This window comes from Thermotoga sp. (genome assembly GCF_021162145.1).
Taxonomy (GTDB): domain Bacteria; phylum Thermotogota; class Thermotogae; order Thermotogales; family Thermotogaceae; genus Thermotoga.
In genome coordinates, this window is record NZ_JAGGZH010000041.1 from 1 (window position 1) to 12,144 (window position 12,144).

Here is a 12,144-nt window from a genome sequence, read left to right on the forward strand (position 1 = left end):
ATCTCAGAGACTCTCTGCACGATCTCGCCGTCTATGTCCTCCCTGAGTTGTTCTAGTCTTCCGTAGAGATCCTTTATCTGGGATACCATCTGTTGAGCCCTGGAGACAACTTCCGCTTTTGAAGCAGTGTTGGTAGGATCCGAAATGACCTCCTGAAAGGCATTCCAGAAACTGTCAACGAGACTTCTGATCCCTCTTTCACTCGGTTCCGCGAGGAGTTGCTCCACGAAATGGAGATTGGACAGGACGGTGTCCCAATAGTTGTACCGGTTGTTCACCTGTCTGTATTGAACGTCGAGGAACGTATCCCTCAATCTCACAATTGTTTTAACCCTGGAGCCGGTTCCCATCTGGATCGGTACAGAAGGCTGCGTAAGGGTTGTCAGAGGAATGGGTGGAGTTGCCTCTATGACGGGTTTTTGTCTGGAATATCCCGGTGTGTTGGCATTCGCTATGTTGTGGCTAACTATGTTCATCGCCAGCTTGTGGGTGTATATCCCAGTCAGTGCCGTGTTGAGGATTCCGAACATGGACATATCAGGCATCTTCAAGACCTCCCAAGAAATACGGAAGGACCCTCTTCGTCAAATGAGCCATCTTTTCTGTACGTGATACCGTTTCTTCGAAGCCCGAAGATGAAATCTATGTATCTCAGATGGAAATCTATGGCCTGTCTCAACTTTTCCACTTCGAACGTGATCCTGTTCAAGGACTCGAAGAAGTTTTTTAAAATCAGCATCATTTCCTCGTCGTCACTGTACAACTCCAGAAGATCGACAAGCTTCAACCCTCGACCATGTGATTCCAGAGCAGCTTTTAGCTCCTTGTTAGCTGTCTCCATCTTGTAAGATATCTCTTCAACACGCCCGATAATATCTTCCACTTTCTTGAAATCCCTCACAACGATAGCCTCGAGCTTTTCCTGTAAAAGCTCTCTCAGTTTTTCCATGAGATCGATCTTCTTGGTCAAGATGTTCTTCAGCTTTTCCTTTCTCATTTGGACAGTTCCTCCAGTATTTTCTGTGCGAGCCTCTCTGTATCAATGAAGTAGTTTCCACTTTCTATAGCTTTCTTCAACTCTTCCACGAGCTCCTCTCTGACAGAGGAGATACTCTTTGCTTCTTTCGAGAGTTCTCCCACGTTCTGAACATAGCGAAATTCAGCTCTGTCTCCTAGCTCGCTCTTTTTCTTCTCTTTTGATTTTTCTGCAGAAGGTCTCTTTATTCCTTCAAGTGGATTCACTTCTCTTGGCCCGTTCACGCCATCTATCACAACCTTCACCCCCTTCCGTATAATATTATCGGTTGATTCCCTTCAGATTTGAATTGGGAGGAATCGGTGTGTCCAACATAAAGAGAACCCTCTCTTTTTCGCTTGGAACCTTTCTTTCCAGAGTCACAGGTCTGTTTCGGGATATGATCCTTGCAGGAACCTTCGGTGCTTCGTCCGTTCTCGACGCTTACTACATCGCCATCATTTTCCCCTTTTTTCTGAGGAGAACGTTCGCAGAAGGAGCGATGAGTTCTGCTTTCCTTCCCATCTACAACCAGCTGAAGACTAAAGAAGAAAAAGAGAGTTTCGCGTCCGCTGTTCTCACCTCCCTGGGGCTGGTTACCACTGCAATAGTTGCCTTCTCCGAGGTGTTTCCCCATCTCATAGTTGCTCTTTTTGCAACCGGAGCTGAAGAGAACACAAAAACACTTGCTGCAAACCTTCTTCGAATAACATCTCCTTTCATCACTGTCGTTTTCGTCTGGGCGGTTTTTTACTCGATACACAACTCTTCGCATAGATACTTTCTACCCGCTCTGACACCAATGTTCTCGAACCTCGGTGTGATCTTAGGGAGTCTCACTAGCAGTGTAAAATGGGCTGCCACCGGTTTCACACTGGGAGGTCTTACGGGATTGATCGTTCTTCTGCCCTGGAGAGAAGGATTCAGGTACAGGCCCAATTTCAAAGGTCTATCGCGCTTTTACAAACTCTTCTTTGCCACCTTTCTGACCATGGCAGTCTCCCAGATTGCAACAATAGTGGATGTGAACGTGGCTTCTTTTCTGGATCCGGGCTCCCTTTCATTGATACAACTTTCCAGCCGTCTCTACCAGCTTCCGCTGGGTATCTTCGGTGTGGCCGTCTCCACTGTTGCTCTCTCGACCCTCAGTCAGACAGAGGATTACGACAAGAACCTGAAGGACTTCGTCATGAAAAATCTGTTCCTCACTCTGCCATCATCTGTTGGCCTTGTAGTACTCTCAAAAAGGCTTATTTCTCTTCTGTTTGGGTACGGGGCATTTACCATGGGAGCTACAAAGAAAGCGGCCGAAATCCTCTCGATGTACGCTGTAGGACTGTGCTTTGTTTCAATGTTCCAGCTTCTCTCACGTGCCTACCACGCCAGAAGGGAAGCCAGACTTCCTTTCATAGCCACCCTGCTCGTCTCTTTCCTGAACATCGTACTGGATATCGCACTCGGCTTCACCATGGGAGCAAAGGGTATAGCTCTTGCCACTAGCCTCTCTTATATGGCAGGATTCTTCTTTCTGTTTTTCAGGATGAAACCGTCTCTCGATGTACAGATTCTCAAGATAGTCGCTGCATCGATCGTCATGGGAACCGTTGTCTTTTTTACAAAAGACTTTCTCCCCGGTAAAGTGGGAACCATAGCACTTGTGTTGCTTGGAATGGTGGTCTACTTTGTCGCTGGAAAAATACTGAGGATAAGTGAAATCAAAGAAATTTTCAAGATAGAATCGCACTGAGATAACCCACAACCTCGAGTGTGTCTCCTGACACGTCTCCACTCGTGGCATGCTTCAGAATTCTGACACCGGAGAAATCGAGGTTCAGAAGAACAGCAACACCCCCATAACCACACATGCTGATATCCTCTTTCACGAGATACTCGTACAGCAACCTAGAATCACGCTTTTCTACCGCTTCCACAACGAGAGAGTCTTTCCTCAAAGTGGTTTTTTGATCCTCGTAATGGTTCAAATCGGTGGAAGCTATTATCAAAACATCGTCGAACTTTTTCATCAATTCGCGAACAGCAAAGGCGAGATCTTCGACGACAGTTGGACTCTGATCCATCAGGCATATGGGAACGATGGAAAAATCACCGAAGACAAACTGAAGAAAGGGAAGCTGAACTTCGATAGAGTGTTCCTTCAGGTGGGAAAGTGTGTCCTGCTCAGCGTACCTGGAGTTGGTCAGGATGATTTCCACCGCTTCCTCGCTCACAGGTACTCTTCCAAGGGGTGTTTCCCAGAAACCCGATGGCCAGATTCCCACGCGTTTTCCAAGCCCTGTGTGGTTTGGACCGATGATGACAACAAGGGAGGGTTTCCCAAGTTTGGCTGCTTCGAGAAATCCCCAGGCTGCAACCGGCCCACTGTAGATATAACCCGCGTGGGGAGAAACAAGACCTATAGGTCTCTGAAGGCTTGTCTCAACGGGACCGGGCAGATCACCCGGCCCTATCTTCCTGTCGAGAAAACACATCCTTATCTGCTCGATTAACTCATCTTCCCGGGAAGGATAAAAGAGGCCCGCCACAACTGGTTTTCTCATCACGGTTCCACCACCCTGACGGTGACGAATATTATGAGATCACGTTTTTCCTTGTTCTCCGATTTTGTTTTGAAGAACCGACCTATTATTGGAAGATCTCCAAGAAACGGTAGCTTACTTTCCGTCACGTTCGTCGTTTCCCTGATCAAACCACCTATCACAATAGTACTACCATTCTTCACTATGAGGTGCGTTTGGGCTTCCCTTGTTTTCTCACCCGGAACGTTGTTCACGTAATTCCCAGGTTCGCTCGCCTTGACGAAAAGATCGAGTTCTATTGTATCGTCACTTCGCACAAATGGCGTGATGGTAAGCTCTATACCTGTTTCAAGAAATTGAACCTCAGGTGTTCCATCACCATTCGTGTCCGTGACGTAAGGTATTCTATCCCCTATGAGGATCTTCGCCTCTTTTCCACTGGTAGTAACGATCCTGGGGCTTGCCAGAATGTCGTCGAGGGTGTTACTTTCCCGATCGGAATACTGGAGCGACAACGAACTATTGAAGACAGATTCGAATATTTTCTCAAAATCGAGGTAATCAGCCACTGAGAAAGATATTCCAGCGCCGGAGGAACTCAGGTTGATTCCGGTTCCACTCAATTCCAGGCCTCTTTCCTTGTCGAGTATATCTATCAAGGATTTGTCCACTATCTTTGCCGAGATCTCTACCTGTTTTGTGGGCTTTGAAAGCTTCTTGATGATGTTGTCTAGCTCTTTCTTTATCGTCTCGGAGATTCCTGTTACCACCATGAAGTTGTTCAAAGAGTCCATGTACACCGTTCCCCCGTAGAACTCTATGAGCGACTTTATCTGGTCGAAATTGTGTGGAACGCTGTAGATGTATCTCTTTGCAAGATCTTGCTTTGGTTTAGAAACCACGTATATGCCGTTTTCCTCATCGAACAGATATCCATAATTTTGAGAAATCAAATTCAGAAACTTTTCCCAGGAAATGTCCTTGGCCTTCATGGTGACCTTCTCAGAAGGAATGTCCACGAACACTACGGGCACGCCAAGCTCACTTGCTGCCTCTTTGAGGAGATCGTACAGTGACACGCCCTCTGCTTCTATAGAAAGCTTTCCATCGGAGACAAACACATGATCCTCTTTTTTACTTGCCTTCACCTTTTCCTCTTCCACCAGGTTAACTACCTTCTCCACGACGTTCTCAGGTCCTTCCACAACTATCTGGCCGAGCTTCGAAAAAACGGTGATTTCAACGTTGCTGAAAAGTTTCTTAAGGTAAGTGGCCAGTTCGTTGGGGTCCACGCCCGCAGGTATTGGAATACTTCTCCTCTCAAGTTCTCTGGAGACCGCTCTCGTTTTCTCCAGGAAGGTCTTCAAGAGATTCTTGACCCTCTCTAATTGGGAAGCTGGAGCCTCCACCAACAACAGATTCAACCTGTCCAGATAAGCAACTTTTTTCACTTCTGGAACTAGGATTTCCAGAAAAGTTTTGAATTGGTCAAACGGGAAACCTGGTGGTACCTCCAGTGTGAGACGTTCAAAGACGCTTTCCCTGGCGATTTCCTGATGCCTTTCGAAGAAGGAGCTGTATATCCTTGAAAGCTCCTCCACGGCACCAACCGGTCCTTTGAGAACGAGAAATCCCAGTTTGTCGAGGTTTATACACACAATGTTCGGATGGAGTTTCCCAGACAGGGCGATGAATTCATCGACAGGGAAAGCGCCATCTGTTTCCAGGAACTTCACAGTGTCTTTTTCCCGAATTTTTCCCAGTTTCTCCAGGATCGTTTTGAACTGCTCCTGAGCTCTTTTCACACTTTCTTTTGTTCCCTCGAATAGAACAACACCATCCATCACTTCATAAACCACTCCTGTGTTTCTGCCGACCACATTGAGCAGCTTTTCAGGATCCTGGAGCCACTTTGGAAAGTCGACGAACGCCTGCACTATTTCCTCTTTCGAGCTCAGGATCTTTTGGAGAAGATCCATGGCACTTTTAACTTCGAATTCGCTACCGATAACGACTATTTCGTTTCCCAACTCTTCCACGGAGACATCGTAGAGTTGGCTGAGAACCGCCTTTACCTTGTCGAGAGAAACGGCTCTCACTTTTTTCACGAATCGCACTGTTTTTTCCTCCGAGACGATAGCTTTCAATTCCTCGGCTGCTTCCTGCAGTCTTTTCTCATCCATGCCACTGAGCATGAGCATTTTCAATGCCGGGAAGTAATCGATCTCCACATCGTACTTCTCTAGGATGAACTTTTTCAAATCTTCCAGACTCTCCTCCCTCAGAGAGATCTTCAGAAATCGAGTGTATCTGGTTTGAAGCTTGTTCAAATAATCCACAGCACCATTGACAGAACGTAGAGCCCCTTCAATGAAGACGAACTTCCCCACTTTATCCACCGAGACACCGTACATTTTCGAGACGGCCTCAAGCAATTCTTGTTGAATATCCCGTTTCAACTCGAGAGCTTTTGCAGTGAAGTTTTTTCGCCTGAGGTCCAAGAGCTTTTTCAGAACGGAAGAGATCTTCTCGTACATGTTCTTGGGAACAGAAAGAGATACTTTTACGTTTTCTCCATCGATATCGAGAAACTTCAGCCTCGAAGCGGGAATACCAAGAAACTGGAGTGCCTCCTTTAAGAAATCCTCCTCACCCTTTTTTACATCGAGGTAGTACGCGTTGCCGAGCTCGAGATCGTTTTCCGCTATGAAATCCACCAATTCTTTTTCCCTGTCTATCGGTACCTGGCACACTACCAAGTTCATTTCCTCGTAAGCCTGGGCATCTATTCCAAGGATCAACTTGATCAAATTGGCAGCAGCCTTTGGATCATAAGCATAAAAAACGAACTTTTTTGTGGAAACAGTTTGGGATTCAATCTGCTCTACACCGGTTTCCAAGATCTTCATGTACTTTTCGACTTTTGCGATGGTTTCAGAATCTCCCGCGAGAATAACCCTGGACACCGGTTTCAAGAGATGGTATTCGAACTGATAGACATCTTTCAGAGCAGACAGGAGTTCTTCTACCTTACTCGCTTCCACTGAGAAGGACACTTCTTTCTGCTGAAGGGGTGGGGAGACCGAAAGGAGACTCGCTACAAGATCGTGCTCTTCTGAGGTTCCATAAACAAAGAGCACTGATTTCGATGGAAGATAATCTATCATGGCCTCCTGCGAGATGAGGCTCTTTATTCTATCCGCCACGGTCTGATTCTCCACCTTGTATATACCCCAAAATCTCTGAAATCTCCCGGAAACCTCTTCGTACTTTCCAATGAACATCGTTCCATCTGGAAAGTAAGCGTAGGCAACCTCCCCAAAGGTCACAAGAAGATCTCTCAGGGCATCCTCCGGTGTTACGTCGTTCAATTTCAGGCTTGTTGTTGCGCTTTTCACGCTTTCTGAAACTATCACGTTGAGATTCAATCTCTCTGCGAGATACTTCACCATGTCCTCAAAGGGCATGTTTTCAAAGGATACGTCTATCCTCTCCTTGGTTCTCGGGAATTTCATGATCACCTTGTTTCCTTCCAGTTCGTAACTTCCTGGGAAAGGAACCAACAAACTCGCAGACACCATAACACCGCTTCCCACATTCACGACTCGGACACCCTCAACGGGTCCAACGCTAACTGGGACCATGAACCTGCTTATCTTCATCTGAACCCCCTTCAGAAACACGGAGAACACAGTCCTAGAGGAGTTCATCTCCGCGGAGATATCCTCAACGGGTGAGGAAATTTGAATCTCTATGAGCACTTGATCCTCCTTTATCTGGGGCAACACTCCCACGAGTTCAGCAGAGAACAACGCTCCCGCAATCAAGAGGAAAAGACCAACAAGAGTTTCTCTCATGGTCAACACCCCTTCTCACCTTATTGAGAAAAATCTTCCATTCTCCACGTCCAGTACCAACACCCCTAAACTGGAAACGTAGGTGACAGCGTACCTGTCAAAGACAGGATTCTTCCCTGAGATTTCAAAGCGATTCCTTCCGTCAGAAAGAAAGATTCTCACTCCATTCTCTGTTTTGATGAACCCAAGGAATTTGTAGCTCAATGTGGGAAGAGTCACTATGAGAGTATCGGCCGCTTCTTTTCCAAAACTGAGCCTGACAGGATTGAAAACTTCTGGCAGACTTTCAGGAGACTTTTCAATCACCATTTTCTTCAGGTTTGAATCGATGTGTATCTTACTCACGAGAGAGACCAAATCCACTACCTTTTCCTGTTGAAAAGTCGCCACACTCGTGCTCCCCCTGAAGAGATAGAAAAACGCCAGCACCCAGACCGCGCCCATCACCACCAGTAAAACAAGTGTTCGTCGACTCATCGTTTCACCTCTTCCATATCCAGTGAAATTTTCACTTTCGGTTGGGATATTGACAATCCCAAGAAGTCAACCGGAATCACCTTTTTAGCATCGATCACCAGTTGTTTCACCGTCACTTTCCTCGTTGCGATAAGCTTTCTCAACAGATCTCCGGCTTCCATCACACTGATTTCTCTGTTTCCCGGCTCGCAGTCGAAATCAGGGGTGTTTTCTATTGCTCTCAGAATATCCATGTACTCTTTTTGCTTTGCACGGAAGATTTTGTATGCAGATGCAAGGTTTGCCAGCTTTTCTTCAACTTTCTTGGTGTTGAACATGAATATCACGAAGTCTGGAACAAGCAAACCAAATACCAGCGCCAAAAGCGTCAGGACAGAAAACCAGATAGCAAACTTCCTGTTAATTCCTCTCATCTCTTCGCCACCTCGTACTCCAGCCTGTATTTCTTCATGGTGTATCCTTCTGGCAAGTGTTCTTCAAACAAGAGCTCCAATTTTATCCTCCCATCTTTCAGGAAACTCTCTGGCAGGACTTTCTGAGACTTCCTGGAAACTTCGTAAAACTCCAAAACTGCTTTCTGTGGAGAAAAGCTCAGATAGATCAACGTTCTGCCCCGTCCCTTGAAAATCTCCGTGAGCAAATTGGAGAAATCCTCCCAGTTCTTTCTCTTTTCGAGATAGGCATTCAAAGAATTCACCCTGAATTCCAAGGTTTTGATCTGGTTCAACAGCACATTTTCGATTCGGGACACCTCTGCTAGATTCCTGGACGAGTCGATAGAGAGATCCACCGAATACGCACCGAGGATCTCCGCGTACTCACTCTCCAGATTTTCCACCATCTGTTCTTTGACGTATCTGAAGTAAACGTTGAACGAAACAGGCGGAAGCAGCATCACAATGAGAAGAACAGCAAAGGTGGTTACCTTCACCTTTCGTTTCTTATACGGATAGATGTTTAACCTTTCCAATTTCCCTTCCCCCTCTCAGTAGCAACCCCAGACCTCCCATCGATACACCGGACTTTACAGAAGGAACCGGCCCTTCTCTCAAAACTGTACCTTCGAACTTCTGCAGGGCCTGCATGAAAACTTGGAAGAAAACAGGTGGATCGATGATGTAGAAGAATTGATCTACTCTGTCCAACGAGACCTCATCGAGTGTTATCTTCACCTCTCTATCCAGTTCCAGGAGAAAATCTCCAAAGTACGGTTGGAGAAAGTCCAGAGAAATCTCCACCATTCCTTCAAACAGTTCTTTCGGCTGTATACCTGTGTTCTCCGCTACAACGTCCATGTAATCCCAGAAGATAGAAAAGACCATTCTGCAGGATCGATAGTGCTTGTCTTCCAAAACCACGATAGAATAGTAGTCGTTGAAAAATGAAGCCACAACGAGGACGGTGATTCCCTTTAAACGCCTTCTGAAGTAAAAATCAAAAAACTCCAGATATTTCACAATATCTGGTATCACAACATCCGTTTCGGGGAATCCTGCTTCCATCAACTCTGAAACAAACGTTTTCACCTGATCCACCTTCGACACAAAGAACAATCCTTCTCCTTCGTGTATTCCAAGAGGGGCCACGATCAGCTGCTCGGGAACTATGCCGAGATTCCTGGATATCTCCATGGTGGCGTATTCTAGGGTGTTCTGCTTGTTCAAAGATGGTGGTACTTTTATCTTCATGATCAGGACGTTTTCCATAGGCATGTTTGCAACAACGATATCTTCGAGGTCTTTTTCGACATCCTTCATCAGAGCGGAAATAGTTTCCTTTCTTTTTTCGTTGTCAAGGGTGTCCACCACACTGAACACGCTTTTCAAAACTCTAAGTTTTGAACCACGCATTCTAGCACGAACTATCTCCACACAGTGGGAACACAAATTCAATGTCAAAATATCGTTGTAGAAGATTTGCAAGCTATCTCCCCCTGTGTATCCTCATTCTTCCGGTGACGGGCTCGACTGTTATCTTCCATCCCTCACCATAGACCGTACCGGCCGTCGACACAAAGCCGTTCATGAAAGTAACGTTCCTACCAACGGTTGGTCCCTCAGATTGAAAGGAGAAGGGGAACTGATAGGTTGTTTTCTCGTTCCTGTGTGGATCGTAAACAATTATTCTTCCAGTGTCTTCTATTGTTAGAATACCATCCTTAGAAGATAATTCCAGAGACTTCATAGTTTTTATCTTGACAACGATTGATTGAACATCCTCTTCTGATTTCTTCCAAAGAATGGGGATAAAAAAACTCACTATCAGAAGCGAAACGGCAAGGACCACGAGTATTTCAACAATACTCATCTTCCTATGCTCCTCTGGAGCTGGAAAACGGTGGTGTAGATAGAGTACGCAAGGAAAGCCACGAATCCTCCAACCCCTGCTATCAAGAGTGGCTCCACCAACGAAACCAGACGCTTCACACTGTTTCGCACGATGTCCTCATAAAAATCGGCCACTCTTTCCATCACTTCGTCAACCTTTCCTGTTTCTTCACCTGTTCCTATCATCTCGTAAATGAGCTGGGGGAACACCCCACTTTCCGCGAAGGTATCTCTCAGCGTTTTGCCTTCTGAGACTTTCTGCACCATCTCATCACTCTTCCCAACGATCGAAGGTGAATTGGAAGCCTGTGCCGCCATCTTGATCGCATCCGTTATCCTCACGCCACTACTCACAAGGATTCCAAGTGTTCTTGCGAATCTCTCAAGTCCCATGTTTTGCCTCAATTTCCTGACGGGAGGAAACAGAAAGGAGAGGTACTCTTTTATGTAAGTTCCGTATCTCGATTTCACGAGAATGAAGAGACCAAACATGATCCCAGTCACGAGGACAGAAAACCACAGCCAGTTCTTACCGAGGAATTCGTTGATCTTCAGAAGAGATCGAATAGTGGGAGACAAAGGAATGGAAGTTCCAAAGGCCCGAACAAGATTTGGCAGAATATAGAAACTGATCACAAGAACGATCACGATGGCGAAGAACAGAACAAACAGGGGATAGGCCATTGCAGATTTGACCTCGTCCTGGAGTCTTTTCACACTCTCGTAAAAATCCGCTGCCCTCCTTAAAGTTCTATCCAGAACACCCCCTTCTTCTCCCGCCTCCAGCATGCTGATCAACACGTTGTCGAAAACACCCACCTTTCGAAAGGCGTCGGCCAGCGTATCACCGGTCTCCACGTTGACGGCTATCTCCAATATGACCTTCCTGAATCGTTTCGAGAAAACTTCCTGGCGTGCCAGTATGTTCAACGCTTCTTTTATTCTTATACCGGCCGATATCATTATGGAAAGCTGACGACAGAAGGTAGCAATCTCACTGATGGAAATCTGAAAGAACGGGGCATTCTTCTTTGGACCTTTGTGTTCCTCAACACGTACGACCATCAGCCCTCTTTCGGCGAGAATGGAAATCGCCTTCAACTTGTTTTCAGCTTCTATAACCCCCGTTACTTTTCTTCCACTCCCCTCCACGGCAACGTATTTGTAAAAAGGCATCCTAAGGGATCATCCCCTTTATTCTCAGTAGCTTCACCACGTGTTGCTTTTCCTGGTTTATTATGCTTTTGACGAGAGCTTTTGCCCTCTCGTTCTTCAGGAGCTCGAGGACCTCGTAGTAGAAGATGATGGTCTCTTTTTCCACGGATATAGAAAAATCGATCGCATCTTCCACGGACTTTTCTTTCAAGTATTTCTCCAACGTGGCAGCATCCGGGAAAAACCTTCCCTCGACGAAACTCTTCAGATACTCTTCCGCATCTTCAAGGTTAAGGTATGTTTCCTCATCGGCGCCCAACTCTGCTCCTATACTTTCGAATGTATGGGCATGCTCTGCCTCCTGGCGGCCCATGTAAGAAAAGAACTCCTTTATATCCGGTTTTTCAAAACGTTCTGCTAGTTTTCTGTAGAACTCTTCCCCATCTTTTTCTACTCTCACGGCGATGTTCAACAACTCTTTTGCTGAGAACATGTTCACACCTCCTTGAGGAAATTATAAAACATTTCTCTCAAAGTTCGAAGGTCTTTCACTTTTATCGCCTCATCTCTGAACCTTCTTGCCCCTTTCAAATTCCTCGTGTACCCCGCTATAAATTTCCTCCTTCCTTCGATAGCTTTCTCTTCCCCCTTGACTTCAACTAAAAGACTCAAGTGCATCTCGAAAGACCTTAGAATATCGTCTAAAGAAGGTTCAAAATATTCTCCACGCTCTAAGAACTCCTTTATTTGTTTGAACAACCAAGGCCTTCCTATTG

The 12,144-nt window shown here is 46.0% G+C and carries 14 protein-coding genes; 1 reads left to right on the forward strand and 13 read right to left on the reverse strand.

Annotated elements, in window-relative coordinates:
* The 3 genes from J7K79_RS03245 to flgM all read right to left on the reverse strand — a co-directional run.
* Positions 1–545 (reverse strand): flagellar hook-associated protein FlgK (locus J7K79_RS03245; RefSeq protein ID WP_296905129.1); only part of this gene is annotated, 545 nt, incomplete at its 3' end.
* Positions 546–547: 2 nt separating this feature from the next.
* Positions 548–997, reverse strand: a complete 450-nt coding sequence (locus tag J7K79_RS03250; protein ID WP_296905131.1) for a flagellar protein FlgN — start codon at positions 995–997, stop codon at positions 548–550.
* Positions 994–1,272 carry a flagellar biosynthesis anti-sigma factor FlgM gene (flgM, locus tag J7K79_RS03255; RefSeq protein ID WP_296905133.1) on the reverse strand — a complete coding sequence of 93 codons (279 nt, stop codon included), beginning with the start codon at positions 1,270–1,272 and terminating at the stop codon, positions 994–996. The genes J7K79_RS03250 and flgM overlap by 4 nt, the downstream gene beginning before the upstream one ends.
* 68 nt (positions 1,273–1,340) lie before the next feature.
* Here flgM and murJ point away from each other — a divergent pair, with 68 nt between their 5' ends.
* Positions 1,341–2,762 (forward strand): murein biosynthesis integral membrane protein MurJ, encoded by a 1,422-nt coding sequence (murJ, locus tag J7K79_RS03260; RefSeq protein WP_296905135.1) that lies wholly within the window; start codon positions 1,341–1,343, stop codon positions 2,760–2,762.
* Here the strand turns inward: murJ and amrB are convergent.
* From amrB to J7K79_RS03310, 10 genes are all read right to left on the reverse strand, one after another.
* Entirely contained in the window at positions 2,743–3,576 is an 834-nt protein-coding gene (gene amrB / locus J7K79_RS03265; protein ID WP_296905137.1) for an AmmeMemoRadiSam system protein B, read from the reverse strand. The two genes, murJ and amrB, sit on opposite strands and share 20 nt — an antisense overlap.
* Positions 3,573–7,409 carry a type II secretion system protein GspD gene (locus tag J7K79_RS03270; RefSeq protein ID WP_296905139.1) on the reverse strand — a complete coding sequence of 1,279 codons (3,837 nt, stop codon included), beginning with the start codon at positions 7,407–7,409 and terminating at the stop codon, positions 3,573–3,575. The genes amrB and J7K79_RS03270 overlap by 4 nt, the downstream gene beginning before the upstream one ends.
* Before the next feature lie 15 nt (positions 7,410–7,424).
* Positions 7,425–7,886 (reverse strand): hypothetical protein, encoded by a 462-nt coding sequence (locus tag J7K79_RS03275; protein ID WP_296905141.1) that lies wholly within the window; start codon positions 7,884–7,886, stop codon positions 7,425–7,427.
* A complete protein-coding gene (locus J7K79_RS03280; protein ID WP_296905143.1) occupies positions 7,883–8,299 on the reverse strand; it encodes a hypothetical protein in 417 nt (138 codons plus the stop codon). Before J7K79_RS03280 ends, J7K79_RS03275 begins: the two co-directional genes overlap by 4 nt.
* On the reverse strand, positions 8,296–8,856 hold the full coding sequence (locus J7K79_RS03285; RefSeq protein ID WP_296905145.1) for a hypothetical protein: 561 nt from the start codon (positions 8,854–8,856) through the stop codon (positions 8,296–8,298). The genes J7K79_RS03280 and J7K79_RS03285 overlap by 4 nt, the downstream gene beginning before the upstream one ends.
* Positions 8,828–9,736, reverse strand: coding sequence for a hypothetical protein (locus tag J7K79_RS03290; protein WP_296905147.1), 909 nt, complete (start codon positions 9,734–9,736; stop codon positions 8,828–8,830). The genes J7K79_RS03285 and J7K79_RS03290 overlap by 29 nt, the downstream gene beginning before the upstream one ends.
* Positions 9,737–9,809: 73 nt before the next feature.
* Positions 9,810–10,193 carry a hypothetical protein gene (locus J7K79_RS03295; protein ID WP_296905149.1) on the reverse strand — a complete coding sequence of 128 codons (384 nt, stop codon included), beginning with the start codon at positions 10,191–10,193 and terminating at the stop codon, positions 9,810–9,812.
* Positions 10,190–11,389, reverse strand: a complete 1,200-nt coding sequence (locus J7K79_RS03300; protein WP_296905151.1) for a type II secretion system F family protein — start codon at positions 11,387–11,389, stop codon at positions 10,190–10,192. The genes J7K79_RS03295 and J7K79_RS03300 overlap by 4 nt, the downstream gene beginning before the upstream one ends.
* Position 11,390: 1 nt before the next feature.
* Positions 11,391–11,861, reverse strand: coding sequence for a ferritin family protein (locus J7K79_RS03305; protein ID WP_296905153.1), 471 nt, complete (start codon positions 11,859–11,861; stop codon positions 11,391–11,393).
* 2 nt (positions 11,862–11,863) lie between these two features.
* On the reverse strand, positions 11,864–12,144 hold a 281-nt coding region (locus J7K79_RS03310), incomplete at its 5' end, for a tRNA-dihydrouridine synthase (RefSeq protein ID WP_296905155.1).